Annotated in this window: 26 protein-coding genes and 1 tRNA gene; 11 read left to right on the top strand and 16 right to left on the bottom strand. The window is 70.7% G+C overall.

Translation table 11 applies throughout. The features are described 5' to 3' along the window. Positions 1–123: 123 nt before the first annotated feature. Entirely contained in the window at positions 124–903 is a 780-nt protein-coding gene (locus ACFYQ6_RS20055) for a hypothetical protein (protein WP_361579419.1), read from the bottom strand. Between the two features lie 137 nt (positions 904–1,040). Between ACFYQ6_RS20055 and ACFYQ6_RS20060 the strand changes: the two genes are divergently transcribed. The 8 genes from ACFYQ6_RS20060 to ACFYQ6_RS20095 all read left to right on the top strand — a co-directional run bounded on the left by ACFYQ6_RS20060 (position 1,041) and on the right by ACFYQ6_RS20095 (position 11,518). Continuing rightward, positions 1,041–1,928: a DUF2797 domain-containing protein gene (locus ACFYQ6_RS20060; RefSeq protein WP_361579417.1), complete on the top strand. Its 888-nt coding sequence runs from the start codon at positions 1,041–1,043 to the stop codon at positions 1,926–1,928. Between the two features lie 56 nt (positions 1,929–1,984). Continuing rightward, positions 1,985–2,875: an amidohydrolase family protein gene (locus ACFYQ6_RS20065; protein WP_388764081.1), complete on the top strand. Its 891-nt coding sequence runs from the start codon at positions 1,985–1,987 to the stop codon at positions 2,873–2,875. A gap of 160 nt (positions 2,876–3,035) precedes the next feature. Then, positions 3,036–3,773 (top strand): response regulator transcription factor, encoded by a 738-nt coding sequence (locus ACFYQ6_RS20070; protein WP_361579413.1) that lies wholly within the window; start codon positions 3,036–3,038, stop codon positions 3,771–3,773. Then, positions 3,766–5,472 carry a HAMP domain-containing sensor histidine kinase gene (locus ACFYQ6_RS20075; protein WP_361579411.1) on the top strand — a complete coding sequence of 569 codons (1,707 nt, stop codon included), beginning with the start codon at positions 3,766–3,768 and terminating at the stop codon, positions 5,470–5,472. Before ACFYQ6_RS20070 ends, ACFYQ6_RS20075 begins: the two co-directional genes overlap by 8 nt. 26 nt (positions 5,473–5,498) lie before the next feature. Beyond that, positions 5,499–6,803 carry a bifunctional glycosyltransferase family 2/GtrA family protein gene (locus tag ACFYQ6_RS20080; RefSeq protein WP_361579409.1) on the top strand — a complete coding sequence of 435 codons (1,305 nt, stop codon included), beginning with the start codon at positions 5,499–5,501 and terminating at the stop codon, positions 6,801–6,803. Continuing rightward, positions 6,800–8,971, top strand: a complete 2,172-nt coding sequence (locus tag ACFYQ6_RS20085; RefSeq protein WP_388764084.1) for an ArnT family glycosyltransferase — start codon at positions 6,800–6,802, stop codon at positions 8,969–8,971. Before ACFYQ6_RS20080 ends, ACFYQ6_RS20085 begins: the two co-directional genes overlap by 4 nt. Before the next feature lie 177 nt (positions 8,972–9,148). After that, on the top strand, positions 9,149–10,669 hold the full coding sequence (locus ACFYQ6_RS20090) for an MFS transporter (protein WP_361579405.1): 1,521 nt from the start codon (positions 9,149–9,151) through the stop codon (positions 10,667–10,669). Between the two features lie 57 nt (positions 10,670–10,726). After that, positions 10,727–11,518 (top strand): TetR/AcrR family transcriptional regulator C-terminal domain-containing protein, encoded by a 792-nt coding sequence (locus tag ACFYQ6_RS20095; RefSeq protein ID WP_361579403.1) that lies wholly within the window; start codon positions 10,727–10,729, stop codon positions 11,516–11,518. On the opposite strand, the gene ACFYQ6_RS20100 is transcribed toward ACFYQ6_RS20095, so the two are convergent. From ACFYQ6_RS20100 to ACFYQ6_RS20120, 5 genes are all read right to left on the bottom strand, one after another. After that, positions 11,512–12,459 (bottom strand): NAD(P)-dependent oxidoreductase, encoded by a 948-nt coding sequence (locus tag ACFYQ6_RS20100; RefSeq protein WP_388764086.1) that lies wholly within the window; start codon positions 12,457–12,459, stop codon positions 11,512–11,514. The two genes, ACFYQ6_RS20095 and ACFYQ6_RS20100, sit on opposite strands and share 7 nt — an antisense overlap. Positions 12,460–12,467: 8 nt before the next feature. Further along, complete coding sequence (locus ACFYQ6_RS20105) at positions 12,468–12,938, bottom strand: PPOX class F420-dependent oxidoreductase (RefSeq protein ID WP_388764088.1); 471 nt, start codon at positions 12,936–12,938, stop codon at positions 12,468–12,470. Positions 12,939–12,970: 32 nt separating this feature from the next. After that, positions 12,971–13,789 (bottom strand): YceI family protein, encoded by an 819-nt coding sequence (locus ACFYQ6_RS20110; protein ID WP_361579397.1) that lies wholly within the window; start codon positions 13,787–13,789, stop codon positions 12,971–12,973. Positions 13,790–13,964: 175 nt separating this feature from the next. After that, positions 13,965–16,466, bottom strand: a complete 2,502-nt coding sequence (locus ACFYQ6_RS20115) for an MFS transporter (protein WP_361579396.1) — start codon at positions 16,464–16,466, stop codon at positions 13,965–13,967. Between the two features lie 23 nt (positions 16,467–16,489). Further along, the gene (locus tag ACFYQ6_RS20120; protein WP_361579394.1) at positions 16,490–17,002 is read right to left on the bottom strand and encodes a MarR family winged helix-turn-helix transcriptional regulator; all 513 of its coding nucleotides are present in this window, start codon (positions 17,000–17,002) and stop codon (positions 16,490–16,492) included. Positions 17,003–17,329: 327 nt separating this feature from the next. On the opposite strand from ACFYQ6_RS20120, the gene ACFYQ6_RS20125 reads away from it, so the two are divergent. Then, on the top strand, positions 17,330–17,545 hold the full coding sequence (locus ACFYQ6_RS20125; protein WP_361579392.1) for a hypothetical protein: 216 nt from the start codon (positions 17,330–17,332) through the stop codon (positions 17,543–17,545). Positions 17,546–17,805: 260 nt separating this feature from the next. Here ACFYQ6_RS20125 and ACFYQ6_RS20130 read toward each other — a convergent pair whose 3' ends face one another. The 6 genes from ACFYQ6_RS20130 to ACFYQ6_RS20155 form a co-directional block, all read right to left on the bottom strand. Next, entirely contained in the window at positions 17,806–18,672 is an 867-nt protein-coding gene (locus ACFYQ6_RS20130) for an RNA polymerase sigma factor SigF (protein WP_104787558.1), read from the bottom strand. Positions 18,673–18,906: 234 nt separating this feature from the next. Then, positions 18,907–19,764, bottom strand: a complete 858-nt coding sequence (locus ACFYQ6_RS20135; RefSeq protein WP_361579389.1) for an RNA polymerase sigma factor SigF — start codon at positions 19,762–19,764, stop codon at positions 18,907–18,909. Positions 19,765–19,951: 187 nt separating this feature from the next. Beyond that, positions 19,952–20,245, bottom strand: coding sequence for a Dabb family protein (locus ACFYQ6_RS20140; RefSeq protein ID WP_361579387.1), 294 nt, complete (start codon positions 20,243–20,245; stop codon positions 19,952–19,954). Between the two features lie 11 nt (positions 20,246–20,256). After that, positions 20,257–20,445 (bottom strand): hypothetical protein, encoded by a 189-nt coding sequence (locus tag ACFYQ6_RS20145; RefSeq protein ID WP_145807776.1) that lies wholly within the window; start codon positions 20,443–20,445, stop codon positions 20,257–20,259. Positions 20,446–20,801: 356 nt separating this feature from the next. Beyond that, positions 20,802–22,409, bottom strand: coding sequence for an MDR family MFS transporter (locus ACFYQ6_RS20150; protein WP_361579554.1), 1,608 nt, complete (start codon positions 22,407–22,409; stop codon positions 20,802–20,804). A gap of 109 nt (positions 22,410–22,518) precedes the next feature. Continuing rightward, on the bottom strand, positions 22,519–23,166 hold the full coding sequence (locus tag ACFYQ6_RS20155; RefSeq protein WP_361579385.1) for a TetR family transcriptional regulator: 648 nt from the start codon (positions 23,164–23,166) through the stop codon (positions 22,519–22,521). A 344-nt stretch (positions 23,167–23,510) separates the two neighbouring features. On the opposite strand from ACFYQ6_RS20155, the gene ACFYQ6_RS20160 reads away from it, so the two are divergent. Next, complete coding sequence (locus ACFYQ6_RS20160) at positions 23,511–24,302, top strand: hypothetical protein (RefSeq protein WP_361579383.1); 792 nt, start codon at positions 23,511–23,513, stop codon at positions 24,300–24,302. Positions 24,303–24,366: 64 nt separating this feature from the next. Here ACFYQ6_RS20160 and ACFYQ6_RS20165 read toward each other — a convergent pair. The 4 genes from ACFYQ6_RS20165 to ACFYQ6_RS20180 all read right to left on the bottom strand — a co-directional run bounded on the left by ACFYQ6_RS20165 (position 24,367) and on the right by ACFYQ6_RS20180 (position 26,013). Next, positions 24,367–24,451, bottom strand: a tRNA-Ser gene (locus ACFYQ6_RS20165). A 78-nt stretch (positions 24,452–24,529) separates the two neighbouring features. Further along, positions 24,530–24,958 carry a tRNA adenosine(34) deaminase TadA gene (gene tadA / locus ACFYQ6_RS20170; RefSeq protein WP_361579552.1) on the bottom strand — a complete coding sequence of 143 codons (429 nt, stop codon included), beginning with the start codon at positions 24,956–24,958 and terminating at the stop codon, positions 24,530–24,532. An 81-nt stretch (positions 24,959–25,039) separates the two neighbouring features. Next, positions 25,040–25,612: a hypothetical protein gene (locus ACFYQ6_RS20175; protein ID WP_361579550.1), complete on the bottom strand. Its 573-nt coding sequence runs from the start codon at positions 25,610–25,612 to the stop codon at positions 25,040–25,042. Between the two features lie 218 nt (positions 25,613–25,830). Then, positions 25,831–26,013, bottom strand: a complete 183-nt coding sequence (locus ACFYQ6_RS20180; protein WP_388764191.1) for a hypothetical protein — start codon at positions 26,011–26,013, stop codon at positions 25,831–25,833. A 169-nt stretch (positions 26,014–26,182) separates the two neighbouring features. On the opposite strand from ACFYQ6_RS20180, the gene upp reads away from it, so the two are divergent. Further along, positions 26,183–26,818 (top strand): uracil phosphoribosyltransferase, encoded by a 636-nt coding sequence (gene upp / locus ACFYQ6_RS20185; RefSeq protein ID WP_073750868.1) that lies wholly within the window; start codon positions 26,183–26,185, stop codon positions 26,816–26,818. Positions 26,819–26,837 lie beyond the last annotated feature (19 nt).

Consider the following 26,837-nt stretch of genomic DNA (forward strand, 5'->3'; position numbering starts at 1 on the left):
GCTCCAGCATTCCGCCCGCCGTCCCGGCGGGCCGGAGCGCACGTACTCGTCCGTCCCTGAGTACTTCAGGCAACCGGCGTGGTCATGTCGCTCACGGACGGCAGGAGTTCACGGTTCTGGCCGTCAGCGTGCGTACGATCCCAGGCCGACCAGGCAGTACACGTATTCGTTCAGGGTGGCCCCGTTGAGGGTGTAGCGGTACGAGAAGGCGTACTGCGTGCGGGAGTTGGAGTCGCACCTGCTCATGTCGGAGGTCGCGGGGATCGTCTCGATCACCTGGTAGTGGGCGTCCGCGGCCGAGCAGGAGACCTCCTCCACGTCGCTGACCTCCTGAGCCGTGGTGGAGTCGGGCAGAGTGCCGTTGAGGCAGGTACCCGATGTGTACGGGTCGGGAGCGGCGCTCCCCGTGTCGTACGGGTCCTCGGTGTAGGTGTCCTCCGTGTCCTCCGTGTCGGCGGTGTCCCCGGCGTCGGTATCGGACGTGTCGTCCGTCGCCTCGGTGGAGGGCGCCTCGGTGTACGGGTCCTCGGCGTAGGGGTCCTGCGAGGAGGGGTCATCGGTGGAGGGCTCGTAGGCCGAGGACCCCGAAGAGGGCGGCGACGCGGTGCTGCTGTCGTCGATGACCGCGCTGACCAGCAGCACGGCACCGACGAACGCGGTCGCGACCGCGAGGACCGCCAGCCATTTGACCCCGTCCGACGGCCCTGCGACCCGGATGCGCAGGAGCACCTCACGGTCACCTGCGTAGGCCCGGACGAGGTCGCCGTCGTCCGTGGGCGGGATGCGGATCCGGGCGTCGCCGGTGGGCAGCGGCACCGTGACGACGGCGCCGTCGGCGGCCTGCCGCGGCGTGAGCGAGAGGGAAATCTCCGGCGGCGTGACGGGCATCTCCGATGAGGGCACGAGGCCAGTGTGGACTGCTGGGCCGACGAATTGGAGGTCTTTTCTAGAACTTCACTTCAGAAATGCCGCGGTCCTACGCTGGCCGTCGCAGCGGGCATCGTCCGCACGCCGGGCTGAGCGGGGAACGGGGAGCGGACATGGGTGGCTGGCAGTGCACGGGGCTGAGCTGGCCGCACGACGGGCCCGTGCTCCGGTGGGCGCGGGACGAGGGGGCTGGACGGGGGCGGTCGAGCGTACTGGCGTACGGGAAGGAGCTCGGGTTCCGTGCCGAGGGGGAGCGGCACTGTGTGGGGGCGCGCGGCAACGTGTGCCCGCTGGGGGCCGTGGTGCCGGTGCGGAGTACGGGAGCGCGCTGCGCGGAGTGCGCGCGTCTGGACCGGGCGCACTCGGTGGCCGCCGACACGATCGCCGACGACCCGCGCCCCTACCGCGTCTATCTGGCCTGGTTCGGGCCGGGCATGGTCAAGGTCGGGATCACCGGGGAGGCGCGGGAGGCGGCGCGGCTGCGGGAGCAGGGCGCGGTGGTGTTCAGCTGGCTGGGGCGCGGGCCGCTGATGGCCGCGCGGCGTACGGAGGAGCTGCTGCGCGCGGCGCTCGGGGTGCCCGACCGCATCCCGTACGCGCGCAAACGGGCGGTACGGGGTGAGCTGCCGGGGGCGGCGGAGAGGGCCGCCGAGATCGAGGAGCTGTACCGGCGGGCCGCCGCGCTGGAGGGTGCCGGCTGGCCGGAGGCCCTGGAGCGGCTGCCGTTCGAGGCGGTCGACCACGCCGGGGTGTTCGGGCTCGACGGTGCGCGTCCGGCGGCGCGGGTGGTGACCGGACTGGTGGACGGAGGCGTGGTGTCCGGGCGGCTGGTGGCGGCGGCCGGGCCCGATCTCCATCTGGAGACCGTGGACGGCGAGATCGTCGTCCTCGACACGCGGCTCATCACCGGATGGGACCTGGTGGCAGCCGGCGCACGGGAGGGGATGAGCGTGCCGCTCGTCGCTGTGGGGGGCGGTGGCGTGCAGGACGGGCTGTTCTGAGATCGTCGCCGGGAGCTCTCCCGAGCTGTACGAGGCGCACGAGGCAGGTGGGGCGGATGAGTAACAGCGACGACCGTGACCGTGATGACGTCGTCCGGTTCTGGCAGCGGCTCGGGCTGCCGGGGATCATCGACGTACACACGCACTTCATGCCGGAGCGGGTCCTCCGCAAGGTGTGGGCGTACTTCGACTCGGCGGGCCCGCTGACCGGCCTGGAGTGGCCCATCACCTACCGGCAGGACGAGGACGAACGCCTCGCGCTGCTGCGCTCGTTCGGTGTCCGCCGGTTCACCTCGATGCTCTACCCGCACAAGCCCGGCATGGCGGCGTGGCTCAACGGCTGGGCCGCCGGCTTCGCGGCAAGGGTGCCCGACTGCCTGCACACCGCGACCTTCTTCCCGGAGGAGGAGGCGCGGGTGTACGTGCGCGAGGCGGTCGAGGCGGGGGCGCGCGTCTTCAAGGCCCACCTCCAGGTGGGGGCGTACGACCCGAACGATCCGCTGCTGGATCCGGTGTGGGGGCTGCTCGCCGAGGCCGGGGTGCCGGTGGTCACGCACTGCGGTTCCGGGCCGGCGCCCGGCGCGTACACGGGACCCGAGCCGATCGCCCGGCTGCTGGCCCGGCATCCGCGGCTGCGCCTGGTGGTCGCGCACATGGGGATGCCGGAGTACGCGGAGTTCCTGACGCTCGCGGCCGGGTATCCCGAGGTGCGGCTCGACACGACGATGGCGTTCACGGACTTCACCGAGGGCCTCACGCCCTTCCCCGCCGGGCAACGGGGGCGGCTCGCGGATCTGGGGGACCGGATCCTGCTGGGCACGGACTTCCCGAACATCCCGTACGCCTACGCCCACCAGCTGCGTTCCCTGGAGCGGCTGGGTATGGGCGACGCGTGGCTGCGGGCGGTCTGTCACGGGAACGCGAGCGAGCTGTTCCGGCTGGGGTGAAGCAGCTGTACAGGCGGCTGTTCGGCTGAGGTGAAGCGGCTGTTCCTGCTTGAGGTGAGGCGGCTGTCCCTGCTGGGTGAGAGGCCGGGGACGGCCGTTTCTCAGGAAATTCACAGGTAGGCGAAAGGTCTCTCTCACGGCTGTCTCACAGGCTTGGGCCATGACGACGACCACGCCCCAGGGGCGCACCGAACTTCTCAGGCCGGACCGCAACCCCGTACGCGTACTGGTGGTGGACGACGAGGCTCCGCTCGCCGAGCTGCTGTCCATGGCCCTGCGTTACGAGGGGTGGGACGTGCGCAGCGCCGGGGACGGCGCCGGCGCGCTCCGTACGGCACGCGACTTCCGCCCCGACGCGGTGGTGCTCGACGTGATGCTCCCCGACATGGACGGGCTCGCCGTGCTGGGCCGGCTGCGGCGCGAGCTGTCCGACGTCCCCGTGCTGTTCCTGACCGCGCGGGACTCCGTCGAGGACCGGATCGCCGGGCTCACGGCGGGGGGCGACGACTACGTCACCAAGCCGTTCAGCCTGGAGGAGGTCGTCGCACGGCTGCGCGGGCTGATCCGTCGCTCCGGCACGGCCGCGGTGCGCAGCGAGTCGACCCTCGTCGTCGGTGACCTGGTGCTGGACGAGGACAGCCACGAGGTGAGCCGGGGGGACGACTCGATCCACCTCACGGCGACCGAGTTCGAGCTGCTGCGCTTCCTGATGCGCAATCCGCGCCGGGTGCTGAGCAAGGCGCAGATCCTGGACCGGGTCTGGAACTACGACTTCGGTGGCCAGGCCAACGTCGTCGAGCTGTACATCTCGTATCTGCGCAAGAAGATCGACGCGGGGCGCTCCCCGATGATCCACACCCGGCGCGGGGCGGGATATCTCATCAAGCCGGGTGAGTGACTCCGTGAGCGGGAAGAGCACGCGCCGCCCCTGGACGCTCCGCACCCGTCTCGTCGTGTACGCGGTGACGCTCATCGCGGTGGTCGCCGCCGTGATCGGTTCGGTCACCGCGATCGCCTTCCACGGCTACATGTACGGGAAGCTGGACAACCAGCTCCATGACATAGCGATGCGCGCGACGATCCAGGCTCCGGTGCAGAGCGGGCCGGCTCCGGGCGAGCTCAGGAGTGACGATCCCCTGGACTTCATCGGCCTCGGCGGCCAGCCCTTCAAGACGGTCGGCGCCGTCACCGTGGACGGCGCCGTCACCGAGTCGAAGTACCTCAAGGACGGCGGGCCGGGCGCGCAGCAGAGCGCGGAGTCCCTGACCGAAGCCCAGGAGAACGCCCTGGAGTCGGCCGGGGCCGTCGTGAAGGGCGAGCCCCGCGACGTCGAGCTGCCCGGACTGGGCGGCTACCGCGTCGAGGCCGTCGGCGCGAGTGACGGCACGACCGTCCTCGTGGGTATTCCCACCGCCGAGGTGAGCGGCGCACTCACCACCCTGATCCTCGTCGAGGTCTGTGTGACGGCTGCCGGGCTCATCGCCGCCGGGATCGCCGGTGCCGCGATGGTCGGTGTGGCCCTGCGCCCGCTGCGCAGGGTTGCGGCCACCGCGACCAGGGTCTCCGAACTTCCGCTGCACAGCGGCGAGGTGGCCCTGTTCGAACGGGTTCCCGACACCGAGGCTGATCCACGCACCGAGGTCGGTCAGGTCGGCGCGGCGCTCAACCGGATGCTGGGGCACGTCGGTTCGGCGCTGGACGCGCGGCAGAAGAGCGAGATGCGGGTGCGGCAGTTCGTCGCGGACGCCAGCCATGAGCTGCGTACACCGCTCGCCTCGATCCGTGGTTACGCCGAACTGACCCGGCGCGGGCGGGAGAACGCCGGACCGGACACGCGGCACGCTCTGGGGCGGATCGAGTCCGAGGCGGAACGGATGACGGGCATGGTCGAGGACCTGCTGCTCCTCGCCCGGCTCGATGCCGGACGGCCGCTCTCGTACGAGAGCACCGATCTCTCACCGCTGGTCATCGACGCCGTGAGCGACGCGCGCGTCGCGGACCGCGCGCCCGACGGCGCCTCCGGAGCGACCCACCACTGGCGGCTGGAGCTGCCCGACGTGCCCACGACGGTACGGGCCGACGCGACCAGGATTCAGCAGGTGCTGGTGAATCTGCTGGCCAACGCCCGTACGCACACCCCGCCCGGAACCACTGTCACCGTCCGCGTGCGTCAGGCGCGCCGGGAGGTGCCCTGGGTGACCCTGGAGGTCCAGGACGACGGCCCGGGAATCCCGCCCGAGCTCCAGCCCCGTGTCTTCGAGCGGTTCGCGCGCGGCGACGCCTCGCGCTCCCGTCACGCCGGGTCGACCGGGCTCGGCCTGGCCATCGTGCAGGCCGTGGTGGCCGCACACGGCGGCCTGGTCGAGGTGCGGTCGGTGCCGGGGAACACGGTGTTCGCCGTCCATCTGCCGGCGGACGCGCTGTACGACAGCGGGGGCGGTGCCGGGGGTGCGGCGGAGCCGGCGGACAGCTGGGCCGACGCCTTCGGAGCCTGGGGAAATGATGCCCAAGGCACCCCTGCGGCCTGGGAGAACAGCCTCGTGGGCACCCCCGCTGCGCACTCACAGGCCGACCACAGGCGCAGCACACGGATGTGACAGCGCGGTTCGCGAGTGTCTGTGTCATGCGAACCGACACTCCTTGGAGCACCCTGCCGGCCCGGGAACATCTCCTGGCCGCAGCGGTCGGCGCTGCCGGCGCTCCCGTACTCGACGTGGTGGTCCCCGTCTACAACGAGGAGAAGGACCTCGAAACGTGTGTACTGCGCCTGCACGACCACCTGGCGCGGACGTTCCCCTACGGCTTCCGGATCACCGTCGCGGACAACGCGAGCACCGACCGTACGCCGCAGGTGGCGGCCCAGCTCGCGGCCCTGATCCCGGAGGTCAGGTCCTACCGGCTGGAGGAGAAGGGCCGGGGCCGGGCGCTGCGGACGGTGTGGTCCCACTCGGACGCCCCGGTCCTCGCCTACATGGACGTCGACCTCTCGACCGACCTCAACGCCCTTCTGCCGCTGGTCGCCCCGCTGATCTCGGGCCATTCCGACCTGGCCATCGGCTCGCGCCTCGCCCGTAGTTCCCGCGTCGTGCGGGGATCGAAGCGGGAGTTCATCTCGCGGGCGTACAACCTCATCCTGCGTTCCTCGCTGTCCGCCAGGTTCAGCGACGCCCAGTGCGGATTCAAGGCCATACGGCGCGAGGTCGCGCAGCGGCTGCTGCCGATGGTCGAGGACACCGGCTGGTTCTTCGACACCGAGATGCTGGTGCTCGCCGAGCGGGCCGGGCTGCGCATCCACGAGGTGCCGGTCGACTGGGTGGACGACCCGGACTCCACCGTGCACATCGTGAAGACCGCCACCGAGGACCTGAAGGGCGTCTGGCGGGTCGGCCGGGCCCTGGCCACCGGCGCGCTGCCGCTCGACCGGCTGGCGCGGCCCTTCGGGGACGACCCGCGCGACCGGGCGGTGCCAGGGGTACCGCGCGGACTCGCCCGGCAGCTGGTCGGTTTCTGCGTCGTGGGCGCGCTCTCCACCCTGGTCTACCTCGCCCTGTACTCCCTCTTCCGGCTGGGCGCCGGCGCGCAGTTCGCCAACGCCGCGGCGCTCCTGGTCTCCGCCGTCGCCAACACCGCGGCGAACCGGAGGCTCACCTTCGGCGTACGCGGCCGGGGCGGTGCGGTGCGCCACCAGGCCCAGGGGCTCGTCGTCTTCGCGATCGGGCTCGCTCTCACCAGTGGCTCGCTCGCCGCGCTGGGAACGGCGTCCGGAGCGGCGTCGCACGGCACCGAACTCGCCGTGCTGATCGCGGCCAACCTCGCGGCAACGGTGCTGCGGTTCCTGCTCTTCCGCGCCTGGGTCTTTCCCGACCGGCGCAACGCCCACCAGGACGCCCGCAAGGGTTCCGCACATGAACTGAGGGACGCCCGATGACCGCCGCAACGCACTCCGATCATGGGCAGGCCCCGCCCGGCACCCCGTCCGGCGTCGAGCCCGGCACCCCGGCTCCGCCCGCTCACGCCGCGAGCCGCAGGGAACCGCTGTCGCGGCGCGTCCTGAGGGGCAGGCCCGAGGACCCGCGGTGGGCGCGGCCCGCCTTCCTCGGCATGCTGCTGGTCATCGCGCTCGCGTACCTGTGGAATCTGAGCGCCTCCGGTTACGCCAACTCCTTCTACTCCGCGGCCGTGCAGGCAGGCAGCCAGAGCTGGAAGGCCTTCTTCTTCGGCTCGCTGGACTCCGCGAACGCGATCACCGTCGACAAGCCCCCGGCGACGCTCTGGCCGATGGCCCTGTCGGTCCGGATCTTCGGCCTGAGCTCCTGGGCGATCCTCGCGCCCCAGGTCCTGATGGGCGTCGCCACGGCAGGCGTCCTCCACGCGTCCGTGCGCCGCCGCTTCAGCGCCGCCGCCGGTCTGATCACGATGGCGGTCTTCGCGCTGACCCCGGTCGCCGCGCTGATGTTCCGCTTCAACAACCCCGACGCACTGCTCGCGCTGCTGATGACCGTCACCGTCTACTGCGTGCTGCGCGCCCTGGAGGGCGGCCGGACGAAGTGGCTGGTCTGGGCAGGCGTCGCGGTGGGTCTCGCGTTCCTCTCGAAGACCCTGCAGGCGTTCCTGATCCTGCCGCCGCTGGCCGTGCTGTACGCGGTGTTCGCGCCGGTGTCCGTGCGGAAGAGGTTCGGGCAGATCGGTCTGGCCGCGCTGGCGGTGATCGTCTCCGGCGGCTGGTGGGTGGCGATCGTCGAGCTGTGGCCCGCCTCCTCGCGGCCGTACATCGGCGGTTCGCAGAACAACTCCTTCCTGGAACTCACCTTCGGCTACAACGGACTCGGCCGGATCAACGGCGAGGAGACCGGCAGCGTCGGAGGAGGCGGTGGCGGCGGCCAGGGCGGCGGCTGGGGCGAGACCGGCATCGGCCGGATGTTCAACTCCGAGATCGGCGGCCAGATCTCGTGGCTGCTGCCTGCCGCGCTGATCCTGCTGGTGGCGGGCGTCTGGCTGACCTGGCGGGCGAAGCGGACCGACACGGCCCGCGCGGCGTTCCTCGCCTGGGGCGGTTCGCTGCTGATGACGGCGCTCGTCTTCAGCTGCATGGCCGGCATCTTCCACCAGTACTACACGGTGGCGCTGGCGCCCTACATCGCGGCGCTGGTCGGCATGGGAGCCACGGTCCTGTGGGAGGAGCGGGCCAGGTGGTGGGCGGGCGCCGCGCTCGGCGCGACCGTCGCGGTGACGGCCGTCTGGTCGTACGTCCTGCTGGGGCGCACGCCGGACTACTTCTCCTGGCTGCGCTGGGCCGTCCTGATCGGCGGTCTGGTGGCCGCGGTGGGGCTGCTGCTCGCCGCACGGCTGGGGCGCGCGCTGGCGCTCGGAGTGCTGGGGCTGGGCCTCGCGGTGTCGCTGGCCGGGCCGACGGCGTACACGATCAGCACGCTGAACACCGGGCACCAGGGTTCGATCGTCACGGCGGGGCCGTCGAGCGGGGGCATGGGTGGTCCCGGCGGCGGCGGTAACGGCGGTGGTCCCGGCGGCGGTGGCGGTGACGGCGGTGGTCCCGGCGGTGGCATGCAGCCTCCCGGCCAGGGCACCCAGCAGGGCGGCGGCGGCTTCCCCGGCGGCGGGACGCCTCCCGGGCAGACCCAGGGCCAGCAGGGCCAGGGCCAGGCGCCCGGCGCAATGCCCGGTGGCGGCGGTACGGGTGAAGGCGGCATGGGTGGCGGCGGGATGGGCGGTCTGCTCAACGGCGCCTCCGTCGACTCCGAGGCCGAGACCCTGTTGCAGCAGAATGCCGACGCCTACACCTGGACCGCCGCGGCCGTCGGCTCGCAGAACGCCGCGAGTTACCAGCTCGCCACAGGCGACCCGGTGATGGCGATCGGCGGCTTCAACGGCAGCGACCCGTCCCCGACGCTCGCGCAGTTCAAGAAGTACGTGGAGGACGGCAAGATCCACTACTTCATCTCGGGCGGCATGGGCGGCGGGATGGGCGGCGAGGGGACCTCGTCCCAGATCTCGTCGTGGGTGGAGGAGAACTTCGAGGAGGTCACGGTGGGCAGCGCGACCTTCTACGACCTCACCACGCCGGCCGACGCCGAGTAGGACCGAAGCCGGACGGAAGCGAGAGGGCGGTGGCCCGGGTGATCCCCGGGCCACCGCCCTCTGTCGCGCTTCGGGCGCCCTGCCCCAGAACTGGGTTGTACGGCGTACAGGACTGCCATACGGTGTACGAGAAATCGTCCCGTACACCGTACAAGTGCACCGGAACCAGGAGCCCGCATGACGGCGACCGCCGCCGAGCAGCACGACCTCGCACCCCGGAACGGCCATGCGCAGCGCTGGCTGATCCTGGGTGTCATCTGCCTCGCCCAGCTCACGGTGCTGCTCGACAACACCGTCCTGAACGTCGCGATCCCCTCCCTCACCACCGAACTCGACGCCTCCACCGCCGACGTGCAGTGGATGATCAACGCCTACGCACTCGTCCAGTCGGGTCTGCTGATCACCGCGGGCAGTGCCTCGGACCGCTACGGCCGCAAGAAGCTCCTGGTGGCGGGTCTCGTCGTCTTCGGGGTCGGTTCGCTGGCGGCCGGACTCGCGCAGTCCTCCGGACAGCTGATCGCCGCCCGCGCCGGGATGGGCGTCGGAGGCGCGCTGCTGATGACGACCACCCTCTCCGTCGTCGTCCAGATCTTCGACGACGCCGAGCGCGTGAAGGCGATCGGTATCTGGTCGACCGTCAACTCCCTCGGCTTCGCCGCCGGCCCGCTGCTCGGAGGGGCGATGCTGGCCCACTTCTGGTGGGGTGCGATCTTCCTGATCAACATCCCGGTGGCGGTCATCGGCCTGATCGCCGTCGTGCGGCTCGTCCCGGAGTCCAAGAACCCCAGCGGCGACCGTCCCGACCTCTTCGGAGCCCTGCTCTCCACCGTCGGCATGACGGCGGTCGTGTACGCGATCATCTCCGGCCCGGAGCACGGATGGGGCTCCGGGCAGGTCCTGCTGACCGCCTTCGCCGGGGTCGCGGTGCTCACGGGGTTCGTCCTCTGGGAGCTGCACATCCCCCACCCCATGCTGGACATGCACTTCTTCCGCAACCAGCGGTTCACCGGCGCGGTGGCGGGAGCGATCCTCGTCGCCTTCGGGATGACCGGCTCGCTCTTCCTGCTCACCCAGCATCTGCAGTTCGTCCTCGGTTACGAGCCGCTGGAGGCGGGCCTGCGCACCGCGCCGCTCGCCCTCACCGTCGTCGCGCTCAACCTCACGGGGATCGGCGCCCGGATCGTCGTGCGGGCGGGGACGCCCGTCACCATCGCCGTGGGGATGGGCCTGCTCTCCGCGGGGCTCGGGGCCATCGCGCTGCTGGGCGGTCACGGATACGGCGGCCTGCTGCTCGGCCTGGTCGTGATGGGGGCGGGCATCGCGCTCGCCATGCCCGCGATGGCCAACGCGATCATGAGTTCCATCCCGCCGGAGAAGGCGGGGGTGGGCGCCGGGGTGAACGGGACGCTCGCCGAGTTCGGCAACGGGCTCGGGGTCGCCGTGCTGGGCGCCGTACTCAACTCGCGGTTCTCCGCGCTCGTCCCGGGTGCCGTCGGTGCGGCATCGCTGCCCGCGGTGCTCTCCGTGGCGGACGGACCCTCCGAGCGGGAGCGCATCACCGACGCGTTCGCCTCGGGTCTGGAGACCAGCCAGCTCGTCGGCGCGTTCGCGGTCCTGGCGGGGGGACTCCTGGCCGCGGCCCTGCTGCGGAGGGCGGAGCGCGCGGACGCGGACCGAGAGCCCCGGGGGCGGGCATAGCATCGGACGGGGGTACCGGTACACAGAAGTGCCGCCGTAGGACGAGGAGCGTGTGTCATGGGGTCCGCCGCAGACCGTGTGAAGAACCCTTCGCGGGTCAGTGTGTGGCTGGACCGGCGGACACCGTCGCGCACGCGCAGGACGGACCAGCCGGCCGGCCTCGACCGGGAGCGGATCACGGCGGCGAGCGTGCGGCTGCTGGACGCCGAGGGCCTGGCCGGGTTCTCGATGCGGCGCCTCGCCGCCGAGCTGGACGTCACGGCGATGTCTCTCTACTGGTACGTCGACACCAAGGACGACCTGCTGGAACTCGCCCTGGACACCGTCTTCGGCGAGCTGCCGGCCACGCCGGAGGACGCCGACTGGCGGGATCGGCTGCGCGAACTGGCCACCCACTACCGCACGTTGCTGGTCCGCCACCCCTGGGTGTCGGCGCTCATCGGCAGCTTTCTGAACATCGGCCCCCACTCGATGCTCTTCTCGTACGCCGTCCAGGACGTCATCCGGGCCACCGGACTGCCCCCGGCGACACGGACGGGAGCGATGGCGGCCGTCTTCCAGTTCGTCTACGGATTCGGCTCCACCGAGGGGCACTTCGTGCAGCGCACGGTGGCGGCGGGGCTCAGCCAGGACGAGTACTACCAGCGGGCCATGGGCACCATCCGTGCGGATCCGGAGCTCAAGAAGGCCATGGAGCCCTCGGAGGACCTGATGGACGCCCGCGGCGGGAACACGGTGGAGGAGATGCGCGAGCGGGACTTCGAGGTCGCGCTGGACCTCCTGATCGCCGGCATCGAGGCGATGTGTGGCCGCCCCGCGCGACAGGGCGGTGCGCCCGGCGCTCAGTAACCGCGCCGTGTGTCCACCGCCAGTGCGGGCGTGCGCCGGTCCTCGACCGCCGCCCAGCAGGCCGCGAAGTCGGCCACGACGTCCTCGTCGGCCGTGATGCCCGCCGAGTGCGAGGTGATCACCGTGCGCGGCAGCCGCCACACGGGGTCCCCGGGAGCGGCGGGTTCGCCGGGCAGCACGTCCAGGACCGCCCCGCGCACCGTCCCGGCGTGGAGCGCGGTCTCCAGCGCGGCCATGTCGACGGTCGCGCCCCGGCCCACGTTGATGAACGTCGCTCCCTCCATCGCCGTGAACCGGCCGCTGCCGTGGAAGCGGTGCGTGGCCGCGGTCGAGGGGAGGGTGGACACCACCCACCGGGCCTCACCCAGCGCCGTGGCCTCCTCGTCGGAACCGGCCGTGACCACCAGATCGAAGCCGGGTGCCGTCCCGCGCGCCGTGCGGCCGACGCCCACGGTGCGCAGGCCGCAGGCGCGCAGCAGCCCGCCGACCGCGGAGCCGATGCGACCGGTGCCGTGGACGACGGCGGTCCGGCCCGCGGCGAGTTCGGAGGGGAGGCGGCGCCACTCGGCCCGGGCGTGCTGGGCGGTGTGGAGCGGGACGGCCTGGCACTCGGCGAGCACCCAGCCCAGCACGTACTGGGCGATCCGCTCGCCCATCCGCCCCACCGTCCGTGTCAGCAGGGCCCCTTCGGGCCAGGCCCCGGCGGAGAGCAGCGCGTCCGTGCCGGCGTTGACGCTGTGGAACCACAGCAGCAGGGGTGTCCGCAGCGCCTCGGGCAGCGAGTCCCCGACGTACACGAAGGGCCCGTCGGGCACCGGCGCGTGCGCGGACAGGGTCGGCCGGCCGGCGATCCGTTCCAGCTCACGGACCACGGACGGGCTCACGGACGGAGAGGTCAGCAGCCGGGCCCGCGCGAGCGGACCCGGGTGGGGCGGTTCCATGGGTACGGTCAGCCGCCGTCCGCGAGGCGGGCCGGGAAGCCGCCGGTGGCGACGGGGCCCCAGCGCTCCGGGGTGATCCGGATGATCGACTTCCCCTGCTTGACCATCGCGGCCCGGTACTCGTCCCAGTCGGGGTGTTCGCCGGAGATGTTGCGGAAGTACTCGACGAGGGGTTCGACCGACTCCGGCGAGTCGATCACCTCGGCCGAACCGTCGATCTGGACCCAGGGCCCGTTCCACTCGTCCGACAGGACGATGACGCTCACCCGCTCGTCCCGCTTGGCGTTGCGGGTCTTGGCCCGCTCGGGGTAGGTCGACACGACGATCCGGCCGGCGTCGTCGACGCCGCAGGTGAGCGGCGAGCCCTGGGGGCGGCCGTCGGACCGGGTGGTCAGCAGGATCGCCCTGTGCCTCGGCCGCACGAAGTCCAGCAGTTCTGCGAGCTCCACGGCGGTGTTGGTCGCGATGTCGGGTGCCATGCGTCCCACCCTAGGCCCTGGTCCCGGGCCGTCTACCGGACCTGGACCGCGTCGCCCTGCACGGCCTGGATGTCGAGCTCCACGCGCAGGGTGGTGCCGATCGCGGAGATACCCGCCTGCACGACCTGGTTGTAGTTCATGGCGAAGTCGTCGCGGCGCAGTTCGGCGGCGGCGTGGAAGGCGGCACGCACCCCGCCCCACGGGTCGGGTCCGGTGCCCAGGTAGCTGAGGTCCAGGTCCACGTCCCGGGCGACGCCGTGCATCGTGAGCACGCCGTGCACGGTCCACCGGTCGGGGCCGGCGGGGGTCAGCGCCCGCGAGCGGTAGGTGATCTCCGGGAACGTCTCCACGTCGAGGAAGTCCGCCGAGCGCAGGTGCTTGTCCCGCATGGCGTTGCCGGTGTCGATGCTGTTGGACGCGATGAAGGCGTCCACGCGGGAGCGCTGGACGTCCTCGGCGATCTCGATCCGGCCACCGAAGTCGGTGAACCTGCCGTGCACGCTGGAGATCCCCAGGTGCTGCGCGACCGCTGCCACCGACGAGTGCACCGGATCGAGCGACCAGGTGCCCGGGGGCGGCAGTTCCACACCGCCCTGACGGGCCAGCACCACGGTGCCGGCCTCGACCCGGCCGCTGGCCGTGACGAGCGCGGTGGACGCGGCGGGGGCGTAACCGACCGCCGTGACGATCACCGTGTACGCGCCGGCCTGCAGGCGGTCGTCGGTGCGGACGGCCCCGTTCTCGTCGGCGGCGGCCCGGAGCACCTGGGTGCCCGTCATGTCGGTCACCGTCACGATCGCGTGCTGGACAGCCCAGCCGTCCCGCGTGCGTACCTGTGCGCGAAGTCCCATCCCGTGTTCTCTCCTTGCTCGATCACTCGTGAAGCGCGACTCGATGAGTCGGGCCCCGGGCGGGATCGGCAGGCCGTCCCCTGCCTGCCGATCCCGCCACGGGGCCCATTTCCGCCGGCGGCCACAGCCTCTCCGCTCGAAGCGCTGTTCCGCCAGTGGTCTTTGTGGATCTTTCCTACTCGCCCGGGTGGGCGAGCTCGATGTCGTGACCGTCGACTCCGCCGCCGGTCACGCTCAGGGCGGCGGCCACCGGCGGGTAGCCGGTCGCGATCACGGAGTACTCACCGGCGTCCAGGTCGGTGAAGGCGTACGCCCCGTCCTCCCCGGTCGTCGAGGTGGCCACCACGTTGCCGGCCGCGTCGATCAGCGTGACGCGGGCGTCGTTCAGCGGCGCCCGGCCCGAACCGGCCCGGACGACACCGCGCACCAGCGCACCGGCCCGCAGGGCCACGTCGACCCGGGTGACACCCTGGCCGCCGACCTCCACCGGCAGGGCCAGCGGACGGTAGCCCGCGGCCGTCACGGCGACGGTCACCGAGCCGGGGACGAGCTCACCGAAGGTGAACTCACCCGCGTCGCCCGAGACCCCGGTGGCCAGAACATCGCCGCGCACGTCGGTCACGACGACCATCGCGCCCTCGACCGGAGCACCGCCCTCGGCGGACCGCACGGCTCCGGAGAGGCCGCTCGTACCGGCGAGCAGGATGTCGTAGGCCAGCGGTTCACCGGTGACGACCACGGTCGACGCCTGCGGCTGGAAGCCGTCGGCCGACGCGATCAGGACGTAACTGCCGGCACCCGGTGCGTCCAGTACGTATCCGCCGTCGGCCTGGGCGACGGAGCGCCCCAGCTGCCGGCCGCCCAGCGAGATCAGCGTGACGGCGGCCCGGGCGACGGGTGCGCCCTCGGCGCCTCGCACCACACCGCGTACGGGGGTGCCCTGGACGGTGAGCTCGCTCGTGACCGCCGGGTCCTCGGACGCCGCGACCGAGGTGATCCCGGACGCCGCCTCGGCGACCGGCGCGGTGCCGGTGGTGGCCTCGACGGACTCCGTGGCCGCGGTGGCCGCAGTGGCCGCGGAGGTCTCGGTGTCGTTGCCCGCCCTCGTCTTCAGGGCGACCTCCTTGATGAACAGCGTCAGGACGAACGCCACCAGCGCGGCGGGCGCGGCGTACAGGAAGACGTCGGCGACACCGTGGCCGTAGGCGACCTCCATGACCGTGCGGAAGGGGGCGGGGAGCGTGTCCAGGTCGGGGATGCCCCCGCCGCCCGTTCCGCCGTGGCCCAGCGCGGCGCCCTCGGGGCCGAGGTCGGCGAGGCCGTCCTTGACGTAGTGGGTGACGCGGTTGGCCATGACGGCGCCCAGCGCCGAGACGCCGATCGCACCGCCGAGCGAACGGAAGAACGTCACGACGGAGCTGGCCGCGCCGAGGTCGGCGGGTGCCACCTGGTTCTGCGTGGCGAGCACCAGGTTCTGCATCATCATGCCGATGCCGAGACCCATGACGAACATGAAGATCGCGATGTGCCAGTACTCGGTGTCGTACCTGATGGTGCCGAGCAGGCCGAGGCCCGCGGTGACCAGGAAACCACCGGTGACCAGCCAGGCCTTCCAGCGGCCCGTCTTGGTGATGACCTGGCCCGACACCGTCGACGACAGGAAGAGACCGGCGATCATCGGGATGGTCATGACGCCGGACATCGTCGGCGACTTGTCCCGCGCCAGCTGGAAGTACTGGCTGAAGAAGACGGTGCCCGCGAACATCGCGATACCGACGAACAGCGAGGCCGCGGAGGCCAGTGTGATGGTGCGGTTGCGGAAGAGGCGCAGCGGGATGATCGGCTCGCTGGCCTTGGACTCGATCAGCAGGAACAGCGCGATGAGCACGACGGTTCCGCCGAGCATCGTCCAGGTCTGCCAGGAGATCCAGTCGTACTTGTCGCCCGCGAAGGTGACCCAGAGCAGCAGCAGGGAGACCGCGGCGCTGATGAAGAACGCGCCGGACCAGTCGACCTTGACGTCGCGCTTGACCACAGGGAGCTTCAGGGTCTTCTGGAGCACGATCAGGGCGATGACCGCGAACGGCACACCCACGTAGAAGCACCAGCGCCAGCCCATCCAGCTGGTGTCGGTGATGACGCCGCCGAGCAGCGGGCCGCCGACGGTGGCGACGGCGAAGACCGCGCCGAGGTAACCGCTGTAGCGCCCGCGCTCGCGCGGGGAGATCATCGCGGCCATCACGATCTGGGCGAGGGCGGAGAGACCGCCGACGCCGATGCCCTGCACGACACGGCAGGCGATGAGCATGCCGCTGCTGGTCGACAGGCCGGCGACTATCGAACCGCCGACGTAGATGATCAGGGCGATCTGGACCAGCAGCTTCTTGCTGAACAGGTCCGCGAGCTTGCCCCACAGCGGGGTGGTGGCGGTCATGGCCAGCAGCGAGGCCGTCACGACCCAGGTGTAGGCGCTCTGGCCGCCGCCGAGGTCGGAAATGATCTCCGGCAGGGCGTTGGAGACGACCGTCGACGACAGAATCGCGACGAACATGCCGAGCAGCAGCCCGGTCAGCGCTTCCATGATCTGCCGGTGTGTCATCGGCGCGCCCGACGAGGCCTCTGCGGCCCCGTGCTTGGCGTGGCCGCCCCGCACACCGGGTGGTGTGGTCGTAGCCATGAAATTCCTTGTCTTTGCTTCTGTTACACGGGTGTACGGGTGTGCGAATCGTCGGAGTGCCCCGAGCGGCAGTCGCCGCTGTGCCTTCCGGGGGTGCACCCTCCGGTGCCACGACAGGAGAAGCTGTCGCGCAGCCGGGACAACAAAGTGTTGAGCTGACCGACTTCCTCGTCGGTCCAGTCGATGAGGTTGTGCGCGAACATCTCGGTCGTCCGCAAGGTCAGCTCGTCGAGCAGTTCGTCACCGGCGGGGGTCAGCCGCAGGATGCGGGACCTCTTGTCCGCCGGGTCAGGAGACCGTTCGATCCAGCCGTTCTCCACCGCGTGAGCCACATGACGGCTGGTCACCGACATGTTCACGGCCAGGAGCTCGGCGAGCCTGGTGATCCGCATCTCGCCGTACTTGGCCAGCAGCGTCAGCACGGTGGCCGAGCCACCGGGACACTCGGCGGGCAGGATGCGGGCGATCCCCCGTTTGACGGCTCCGACGGCGCTGAGCTGCCGGGCCAGTTCTTCGTACTGGCTCCGTGCTGCCACCGGCCCTCCAGCCATCTCACGGGGTCATCTTGTTGCTTAGGGCAACGATAGAAGCGGTTGGTTGCCGCAGGCAAACGAAACGGGGCTTGCAGAAGTAAAGGAACGCAAAAGCCTGCGTAGAGGGCGGGTCAAGCGTGCAGCGCACAGGGGGTGGGTCCCGCCGGATGTGTTCCTCGCCACAGGCGCGGGGGGCGCGGAGAGGGTCCGTGGAGGCGGTGCGGAGCACTCCGGCGGACGGTGAAGAGGGCGTGCGCGGGCAGCAGGGGCATCGCCCCTTGTGGGCCCGGGGGTTGGGCGGAAGGCCCGCGTTCGCTAGGGTCCTGGACCATGGCACACAACCCCCACGCCCCTCAGCCGGGCCCCGAGGGCACTCACGACCCGGCGGGCAGTACGCAGATGTTCCGCGCGTTTGTCGACGAGGGCGAGCCGCAGCGCGGGCCCCAGCCCGCCGCGACCTCGTCCGGTTCGAAGACGGGCGTGATCGTCGCTGTCGTCGCGGTCATCGTCGTCCTCGGCGCGGTCGCCTGGCTCGCGCTCGGCTGACCGTCCGCTCTCATCCGTCGTGGCCGGCCCCGCCCCTCCTCGGGGCCCGGGGACCGGCCGGCGTCCGTGCACGCGGGACGCCGTCCTCGCGGCCGCTCCCGCACCGCCTCGTCGGTGCGGGAGCGGCCGCGTTCTCGTTGCGGTCCCCCTGCTCCCCGCGGGGCGCAGCCCGCTGGCCGGGGCGGTGGCCCGGACGCGGCGAGGCCGCCGGGGCAGCGGTCAGGATGCCCCGGCGGCCGGGTCTCGGTGTGCCGGGCAGGTCAGTCGGCGATGAGCCCTTCCCTGAGCTGGGTCAGGGTCCGGGTCAGCAGCCGGGAGACGTGCATCTGAGAGATGCCGACCTCCTCGCCGATCTGCGACTGCGTCATGTTGGCGAAGAAGCGCAGCATGATGATCTGCCGCTCGCGGGGTGCGAGCTTGGCCAGCAGCGGCTTCAGGGACTCGCGGTACTCGACGCCTTCCAACGCCGCGTCCTCGTACCCCAGGCGGTCCGCCAGCGAGCCCTCGCCGCCGTCGTCCTCGGGGGACGGTGAGTCCAGCGAGGAGGCCGTGTAGGCGTTGCCCACGGCCAGACCGTCGACCACGTCCTCCTCGGAGACCCCGAGCGCCTTGGCCAGCTCCGGCACCGTCGGCGAGCGGTCGAGCTTCTGGGCGAGCTCGTCGCTGGTCTTGGTCAGGGCGAGCCGCAGCTCCTGGAGGCGGCGCGGCACCCGCACCGACCACGAGGTGTCGCGGAAGAAGCGCTTGATCTCTCCCACGACGGTCGGCATCGCGAACGTCGGGAACTCCACGCCCCGTTCGCAGTCGAAGCGGTCGATCGCCTTGATCAGGCCGATCGTCCCGACCTGGACGATGTCCTCCATCGGTTCGTTACGGCTCCGGAACCGCGCCGCCGCGTACCGCACGAGCGGGAGGTTGAGCTCGATGAGTGTGTCCCGCACATAGGCCCGCTCAGGGCTGTCCGTTCCGTCGGGGCCCGGAGCGGGACCCAGCGCGGCGAGCCGCAGGAACAGGGAGCGGGACAGGGTGCGGGTGTCGATGGCTTCCGGCGAGCTGGTGAGCACGGCAGGTGCCGGCACGCTCTTCGTGAGCGTGAGCACCTTCGAGCTGCCCTGTTCTGCGGACATGCCACCCCCTTGAGGTCGCGGACGGTCGCGGTGGCCACGACCATCGGAGGAACGCAGCCTCCACCTGAATACCGGCGGTGGGGCTGCGGCAAACGCGGTTCCAGCAGAATGTCACATGTCGGCAACACGCTGTAGTGACAAGTCGACAAGTCAGCGCTGAAACTGCGCAGGAAACAGGGGGTGTGCGGCATTTACGCCCCCGGAACAGGCCCGTTGAGGGTCTACCCGTTCCGGTTATGCTTCGATCCTGTTTGCGGATCGCAATCGAGCGAAACTTCTGGCCAGAAGCCTTGACACATGCATCTGGGAGACGCCCAGTTCGGCGCTGATCTGAGACTGGGTCAGGTTGTTGTAGTAGCGCAGCAGCAGGATCCGCTGCTCGCGTTCGGGCAGCTGTACGAGCAGATGCCGTACGAGATCGCGGTGCTCGACCCCGGCGAGCGCCGGGTCCTCGTAGCCGAGCCGGTCGAGAAGGCCGGGCAGCCCGTCACCCTCCTGTGCCGCTTCGAGCGAGGTCGCGTGGTACGAGCGTCCCGCCTCGATGCAGGCGAGGACCTCCTCCTCGGAGATCTTGAGCCGCTCGGCGATCTCGGCGGTGGTCGGTGAACGCCCGTGGGCGGTCGTAAGGTCCTCGGTCGCGCCGGTGACCTGGACCCAGAGCTCGTGCAGCCGGCGCGGGACGTGCACGGTCCGTACGTTGTCCCGGAAGTAGCGCTTGATCTCGCCGACCACGGTGGGCATGGCGAACGTCGGGAACTGGACGCCGCGTTCCGGGTCGAAGCGGTCGATGGCGTTGATCAGGCCGATGGTGCCGACCTGGACGACGTCCTCCATCGGCTCGTTGCGGCTGCGGAAGCGGGCCGCCGCGTACCGCACGAGCGGCAGGTTGGCCTCGATCAGCGCCGTGCGCACCCGGTGGTGCTCCGGTGATCCCGGTTCGAGGTCCTTGAGCCGCCCGAACAGCACCTGGGTGAGCGCCCGGGTGTCCGCGCCCCTGGTCCTGGTGGGTGTCGTGGGGTCGGGTGTCTCGGTCTGGATGTCGTCCGTCTGGACGTTCTGGGGCGGGACTTGAGGCGCTGTACTGGCCGGCACGGTGTCGCCACCCCTTTGCGGTCAACTACGGTCAACTCATCCGTCAAAAGCGGTCATAGCATCACAAGACATGTCCACTGTGTGCAAGCACCGCATAGAGTCGTGTTGGGCATGTTTTGGTTTAAACATGCCGAAAAGCCCCTCTCCTGAAAGGGAGGGGCCTGCGGGACCGGTTGCCCGAAAGAAATCAGAAGGGGTAGTCGGCGATCACCCAAGTGGCGAACGCGCGCCACTGCCCGGCCGCGGCCTGATGGTCCGGGTGCTCCACGTAGCGCTTGAGCGCGTCCTCGTCGGCGACCGCGGAGTTGATGGCGAAGTCGTAGGCGATCGGCCGGTCGGTGATGTTCCAGGCGCACTCCCAGAACTCCAGCTCGGGGATCTTCCCGCCGAGTTCCTGGAACGCTCGCGCGCCCGCCACGACCCGGGGATCGTCCCGCTCGACGCCGTCGTTCAGCTTGAACAGGACCAGGTGGCGGATCATGGGGCTCTCTCCTACTTCACCAGCTCGGACATGAAGTCTCCGACGCCCTCGGCGGCGCTGGAAATACCTTCGAAGCCTACTTGGACGAGGTCGGCGGCCCGCTCGGGAGAGGTGATGATCGTGTACAGCACGAAGACCACAACCATGTAGAGCGCGATCTTCTTCGCTTGCGCCACAGCCCTTCTCTCCCTCTCGATCACCTGTGCAGTCGCGTGATTCTAGCCGCACGTATGGCCGTATCTACTGGCTGTTTCCGATCACTGATGACGCTTTTAGGGCCGAAGGACCCGACGATTCAGGCCCTTTGCCCACGGGTGCGGCTTACGCCGAGGAGGAGGATGGGAGACGAGCCCGCAGCACGGCAGGATTGCGCGGGCCGAGGAACGGGACCTCCACCAGGTCCGCACCGCGTGATTCCCCCCTGACCGCGGCGAGGACCTCAGGTCCCTGTTCTCACCGGGGGAAGCGGCTTGTCCCCCCGATGCCGCTTCCCCCGACCTGACGCACGAAGGGCCCGGCGACGCGCCGGGCCCTTCTGCGTACCTACGGGTGCGGATCAGTCCTTGCGCAGACCGACCGCGCCGGTGTCCTGGACGCCGGAGTCGTCACCGCTGCGGGGGGCCGGCACGACGGCCTCGGCCACCGCCCCGCCCTCGGCGGCGAGACGCTCCATTCCGCTGGTCGTCTTGAGGGGCTTCTCCTTGACGAAGAGGACCGCGAGCAGGGCGAGGAAGGCGAACGGTGTGGCGATGAGGAAGAGGTCGCCGGTCGCGACTCCGTACGCGTGCTCGACGATCTGCTTCATCGGCTCGGGCAGCGTCGTCATGTCGGGCACGGCGCTGCCGTGACCGCCGCCGGTGACCGGGATCCCGCTCTCCGCGAGGCCCTTGGTCATCTCACTGGCGACCCGGTTGGCGAGGATCGCACCGAGCACGCTCGTGCCGATGGTGCCGCCGAGGCTGCGGAAGAACGACAGCACGGAGGTCGCGGCGCCCAGCTCGTGCGCGGGCACGTCGTTCTGCGCGGCGAGCACGAGGTTCTGCATCAGCATGCCGACGCCGATGCCCATGCAGGCCATGTAGAGGCTGAGCAGCCCGAAGTGGGTCTCGGCGTCGATGGTCGAGAGGAGGCCGAGGCCGGCCGTCATGATGACGGCACCCGCGATGAGGTAGGCCTTCCACTTGCCGGTCGCGGAGATGAGCTGCCCGGCGACCGTCGAGGAGACCAGCAGACCACCGATCATCGGAAGGCTCATGAGCCCGGCGACGGTCGGGGACTTGCCCAGCGAGATCTGGAAGTACTGGGACAGGAACACCGTCCCGGCGAACATCGCGATACCGACGAAGAAGCTCGCCAGGGTCGTGAGGGTCACCGTGCGGTTGCGGAAGATGTCCAGCGGGATGACCGGTTCCGCGGCCCTGGACTCGACGAACACGGCGGCGGTGAGCAGCACGACGCCGGTGGCGACCAGCGCCGCCGTCTGCCAGGACGCCCAGTCGAAACTGTTGCCGGCGAGGGAGGTCCAGATCAGCAGCGCGCAGACGCCCGCCACGATCAGGAAGGCACCCAGCCAGTCGATCCGGACCTGACGGCGCACGGTGGGCAGCTTCAGGGTGCGCTGGAGCAGCACGATGCCGGCCAGCGCGAACGGCACGCCGATGAAGAAGCACCAGCGCCATCCGAGCCAGGAGGTGTCCACCAGGACACCGCCGATCAGGGGTCCGGCGACGGTACCGACGGCGAAGACCGCGCCGAAGATCCCCGCGTACTTGCCGAGCCGGCGCGGCGGGATGATGGCGGCCATCACGATCTGGGCCAGCGCCGTGAGACCGCCGGCGCCGATGCCCTGGATGACCCGGCTGACGATCAGGGTGACGACGTCCTGGGAGAAGCCGGCCACCAGCGAACCGACCACGAACAGGCCGAGCGAGAGCTGGAGCAGCAGCTTCTGGTTGAACAGGTCGGCGAGCTTGCCCCAGAGCGGCACGGTGGCCGTCATGGCGAGCAGCTCGGAGGTCACCACCCAGGTGTACGAGGACTGGCTGGCACCGAGGTCGGCGATGATCCGCGGCAGGGCGTTGGCGACGACGGTACCGGCGAGGATGGCGACGAACATCCCGGCCATCAGGCCGGACATCGCCTGGAGTATCTGCCGGTTGGACATGGAGGTGGGCGCCTGTCCCGGCGCCTCGGTTGCGGTCACGGAGTCCTTCTTCGGTGCTTGTGCAGAACGGGGTCGGGGATGTGGGGCGTGGTCACCGGCGCAGGCCGGGTCACTCCGTCGGCCGCTGGAGGCCGTGGGCCAGGTGGACGAAGGCCTCCTGGAAGGCCTCCGAGAGCACGGATCCGCCGGGGCGGTCGCAGCAGTGCTCGAAGGCGACCCGCAGGGCGGTGTGGCTGACGGCGGCCAGCAGCCGGGGGTAGATCCCGGCGTCCTGGGGCTCCTCGGAGTCGGGCCGGGTGGCGTCGAGCCACTCGGTGACGGCGACGGCGAGGGCCCGCTCGTCCGCCACATGGGCGTTGAGGCCACGCTGGATGAGGTGCGGTGACCGCTGGAAGACCTTGGACTGGAGGGCCCACAGCTCCTGGCGGTCCTCGAAGCCGTCCAGTTCGGCCACGAACGCCTCACGGACGGCGTCGAGCGGCGCCAGCCCGGCGGGGGCGCGGCGCACGGCTTCCCTGATCCGCTCGCCCACCTCGTCGTCGATCAGGACGAACGCGTCGTCGTGGCTCGGGAAGTAGTTGAAGAACGTCCTGGGCGAGACACCGGCCGCCTCACTGATGGCCTCGACCGTCACGTTCTCCACGCCGTGCTCGGCGGCGAGTCGTACGGCTGCCTCCGCGATGGCGTTCCGGGTCGCCTGCTTCTTGCGCTCCCTGAGCCCGGGTACGGATGCCGTCGTCTTCGCCACATCGTGCATGGTAGGCAAAGATGCACATCCTGCAAAATTATTTACGCCCGGTTCGACGCGTTTCGGCCCAGCCCTGTCCAGGCCGTGAACCCCGAACGGACCCTCGGCTGCCCCGGACGGAGTGCCGCCGTCTCCCCGGTTCCCGTTCCCTGGGGCCGGGTTCCTGCCGGGGGAGCCGCGTCGCGCGTGCGGCACAGGGGCGGTGCTCGCCCTCGTTTTCTCCGTTGCGTGACGGCCGTTCATGCCCCCATATGGTGAATATGCCGCTACGTAGAGCCACTGAATGCGTGTGCTCCGTGACGGTCGGGCGTCAGGCGCAGCCGATCGCCCTCGACTACTTGGAAGGAGTGGGTGTGAGCACTCGCTTTGGCACGACTCGGTGGAAGGCCCTCGCGGCCACAGCAATGGCCGCGATCGTCGCCGCGACGCTTTCCGGGCCGGTGTCCGCTGCCGCGGACGGTGACGGCGGGGACCACGGGCGCGCTGCGGACCACTGGGGCGTGATCACCCGTAACACGATCGGCTCTCCCGTCGCCGATCTGCGGAACGGTCCGTTCGGCTCGTTCGGCGTGACGGGTCCCTCCGCCAGGCCGCCCTACGGACAGGGAAGCCTCGGTATCGAGGTGGCGGACGCCTCCACCTCGCTGACCCCTCCCAGCGAGAAGGTCGACTTCGGGAACGAGGTGGACTTCTTCGGAGATCCCGTGCGGGGCCTGCGGAGGGTCGGGTTCCACGTCTTCCAGACCGGGGAGAACGAGGCCTACGGAGGCAAGGAGAACATGCCGAACATCAGGTTCGAGATCGACCCGAACCTGAACACGTCGAACAGCAACTACGCCTCGCTGGTGTGGGTGCCGGACGCCGCCCCGGTGACGAACCGCTGGAGCGGCTTCATCGATGCCACCTCGACGGGCCACTGGTTCCTCACGGGCAACGTGGCCCCGGCGTGCAACCAGGCCGCCCGGTGCTCGTTCGAGCAGGTGCAGGCCGCACTCGACGACGGCGGTGCGGGAGCGACCGTCCACACGGCCGCGGTGGGCAAGGGCCGCGACCACATGTGGATCGGGGCGGTCGACGGCCTCCGCATCAACCGGAACGTCTACGACTTCGAGCCCGGCGGCGTCAGGACCCTCAGGGCGGGCTGAGAGGGATCGGGACGGCAAGCAGAGAAGGGACCGGCCCCAACGGGTCGGTCCCTTCATCCATCTGCGGTAGCGGAGGGATTTGAACCCTCGGTGAGTTTCCCCACACTCGCTTTCGAGGCGAGCTCCTTCGGCCGCTCGGACACGCTACCGAGAGAGAGCTTAGACCATGCCGGGCCTGGTTCGAAATCCGATTCCCGGCGCCCCGCCCGAAGCCCGTCCGGAAGGGGTCAGCGTTCCCGGAAGAACGCGGTCAACAGGTCGGCGCAGGCGTCCTCCAGGACGCCGTGGATCACCTCCGGGCGGTGGTTGAGCCTGCGGTCGCGTACGACGTCCCAGAGGGAACCCGCGGCTCCGGCCTTCTCGTCCCGTGCCCCGTAGACCACCCGGCCGACCCGGGACTGGACCAGCGCGCCCGCGCACATGGTGCAGGGCTCCAGGGTGACCACCAGCGTGCAGCCGGTCAGCCGCCAGGAGCCCAGAGCCGCAGCGGCGCGGCGCAGGGCGAGCACCTCGGCGTGCGCCGTCGGATCGCCGGTGACCTCGCGCTCGTTGTGGCCGGTGGCCAGGAGTGCGCCGTCCGCGCCGAGGACGACGGCGCCGACCGGCACATCGCCGGCCGACGCCGCCAGCGCCGCCTCGTCCAGGGCACGGCGCATGGTCGCCTGCCACGGGTCCCGTACGGGATCGGGGGGAGACGGTGAGGAGGGTGTGGGTGGTGGTGCGTTCACCCGCGGACCCTAACGGACGGCCTCCAGGACCTCGGCCGCTCCCAGCGCGTCCGCGATCTCCGCCAGCGCGTCGGTGCGCAGGGTCAGCAGATCCTTCTCGGACAGCCCGAGGTCGGCCAGGACCCCGAGATCGCCCAGCGGCCCCGCCGGTACGGCGTCGGGGTCGTCATCCAGATCGGTATCGGTGGCAGCGGCGCCCGGGCGGCCGTCGTCGCTGTCGTCTTCGTCAGGCTCGCCGTCCTCCGTACCGTCGAGGTCGACGAGCTCCTCCAGTGCGGCGATCTCGTCCTCGGCCCCCGGTTCGCGGCCGAGCAGTTCATCGGTGAGCAGGATCTCCCCGTACGAGGAGCGGGCGGCGGCGGACGCGTCCGAGATGTAGATACGGGGGTCCTCCTCACCGTCCACCCGGACGACGCCGAACCAGGCGTCCTCCTGCTCGATGTAGACGAGGACCGTGTCCTCGTCCACCGAGGCCTCGCGGGCCAGATCCGTCAGGTCGGACAGGGTTTCCACATCGTCGAGCTCTGTATCGCTCGCTTCCCACCCGTCTTCGGTGCGCGCGAGCAGTGCGGCGAAGTACACCGTGACTCTCCCACTGGTCATAGGTGAATCGGTCCGACGGGAGGGCAGACGGTCATCCGGCTGCTCTGGGCCCCGCCCAATCGGCATCGTGGCAGAAACGAGCGCGATGCGAGACCTCTTCGACCGTTGCGTCGGCCATCTGTTGTCCGGGCGTCCGCCGGTGGACGGAATCCGGCCGCGCCTGCCGGAGGCCGTCCGGCGGTCCCCGGCGGGCGCCTTCACCAGCGGAACGTACGCATCCGCATCTGTTGGCGCATACGGGCCGCACGGGCACGGCGCGGCTGGACGCGGTCGCGGAGCTGCTTCGCCTCGTGGAGTTCACGGAGGAACTGGGCGCGGCGCCTCCGGCGCGCCGCGTCACTCTCCTGCGCGTCCGTCACGTTCTCCTGCGCGTCGGGCAGGTCGCGCGCGTCGCGTCGGGCCTGCCGCTCTCCTGCCTGCTCCGCGTCGGGCAATCGTCACACCACCCCGTGCCTGGGTCCGTATGCCCCCACCTTCCCCCCGAACAGGTGCTTGATGCCAGTGCGGACCGGCGAGAGGCCGTCGCGGGGCCCGGTTACTGTTGAAGGCATGCGGATCCACGTCGTCGACCACCCGCTGGTCGCGCACAAACTCACCACGCTGCGCGACAAGCGCACCGACTCCCCGACCTTCCGGCGGCTCGCCGACGAGCTGGTCACCCTTCTCGCCTACGAGGCCACCAGGGATGTGCGGACCGAGCAGGTCGACATCGAGACCCCGGTGACGCCCACGACCGGCGTGAAGCTGTCCCACCCGCGTCCGCTGGTCGTGCCGATCCTGCGTGCCGGGCTCGGCATGCTGGACGGCATGGTGCGGCTGCTCCCGACCGCCGAGGTCGGCTTCCTGGGCATGATCCGCAACGAGGAGACGCTCCAGGCGGAGACGTACGCGACGCGGATGCCCGAGGACCTCTCGGGCCGTCAGGTCTACGTCCTGGACCCGATGCTGGCCACCGGCGGCACGCTCGTCGCGGCCATCCGGGAGCTGATCAAGCGCGGGGCGGACGACGTCACCGCGGTCGTGCTGCTCGCTGCGCCCGAGGGCGTCGAGGTGATGGAGCGCGAGCTGGCCGGCACGCCGGTCACGGTGGTCACCGCCTCGGTCGACGAGCGGCTCAACGAGAACGGCTACATCGTCCCGGGCCTCGGCGACGCGGGCGACCGGATGTACGGCACCGTCGACTGACCCGGCCGCTCCGGCCGGA

It is taken from the genome of Streptomyces sp. NPDC005494, assembly GCF_042872025.1.
Classification (GTDB): Bacteria; Actinomycetota; Actinomycetes; order Streptomycetales; family Streptomycetaceae; genus Streptomyces.

Bases quoted from the DNA above. Each gene is read 5' to 3' on its own strand.
- ACFYQ6_RS20115 (WP_361579396.1), bottom strand. From the start codon at position 16,466: ATGGCTACGACCACACCACCCGGTGTGCGGGGCGGCCACGCCAAGCAC.
- ACFYQ6_RS20140 (WP_361579387.1), bottom strand. From the start codon at position 20,245: ATGATCCGCCACCTGGTCCTGTTCAAGCTGAACGACGGCGTCGAGCGG.
- ACFYQ6_RS20110 (WP_361579397.1), bottom strand. From the start codon at position 13,789: ATGGGACTTCGCGCACAGGTACGCACGCGGGACGGCTGGGCTGTCCAG.
- ACFYQ6_RS20105 (WP_388764088.1), bottom strand. From the start codon at position 12,938: ATGGCACCCGACATCGCGACCAACACCGCCGTGGAGCTCGCAGAACTG.
- ACFYQ6_RS20095 (WP_361579403.1), top strand. From the start codon at position 10,727: ATGGGGTCCGCCGCAGACCGTGTGAAGAACCCTTCGCGGGTCAGTGTG.
- ACFYQ6_RS20125 (WP_361579392.1), top strand. From the start codon at position 17,330: ATGGCACACAACCCCCACGCCCCTCAGCCGGGCCCCGAGGGCACTCAC.
- ACFYQ6_RS20085 (WP_388764084.1), top strand. From the start codon at position 6,800: ATGACCGCCGCAACGCACTCCGATCATGGGCAGGCCCCGCCCGGCACC.
- ACFYQ6_RS20090 (WP_361579405.1), top strand. From the start codon at position 9,149: ATGACGGCGACCGCCGCCGAGCAGCACGACCTCGCACCCCGGAACGGC.
- ACFYQ6_RS20060 (WP_361579417.1), top strand. From the start codon at position 1,041: ATGGGTGGCTGGCAGTGCACGGGGCTGAGCTGGCCGCACGACGGGCCC.
- ACFYQ6_RS20150 (WP_361579554.1), bottom strand. From the start codon at position 22,409: ATGTCCAACCGGCAGATACTCCAGGCGATGTCCGGCCTGATGGCCGGG.
- tadA (WP_361579552.1), bottom strand. From the start codon at position 24,958: ATGCGCCGTGCCCTGGACGAGGCGGCGCTGGCGGCGTCGGCCGGCGAT.
- ACFYQ6_RS20065 (WP_388764081.1), top strand. From the start codon at position 1,985: ATGAGTAACAGCGACGACCGTGACCGTGATGACGTCGTCCGGTTCTGG.
- upp (WP_073750868.1), top strand. From the start codon at position 26,183: ATGCGGATCCACGTCGTCGACCACCCGCTGGTCGCGCACAAACTCACC.
- ACFYQ6_RS20100 (WP_388764086.1), bottom strand. From the start codon at position 12,459: ATGGAACCGCCCCACCCGGGTCCGCTCGCGCGGGCCCGGCTGCTGACC.
- ACFYQ6_RS20130 (WP_104787558.1), bottom strand. From the start codon at position 18,672: ATGTCCGCAGAACAGGGCAGCTCGAAGGTGCTCACGCTCACGAAGAGC.
- ACFYQ6_RS20070 (WP_361579413.1), top strand. From the start codon at position 3,036: ATGACGACGACCACGCCCCAGGGGCGCACCGAACTTCTCAGGCCGGAC.
- ACFYQ6_RS20155 (WP_361579385.1), bottom strand. From the start codon at position 23,166: ATGCACGATGTGGCGAAGACGACGGCATCCGTACCCGGGCTCAGGGAG.
- ACFYQ6_RS20080 (WP_361579409.1), top strand. From the start codon at position 5,499: ATGCGAACCGACACTCCTTGGAGCACCCTGCCGGCCCGGGAACATCTC.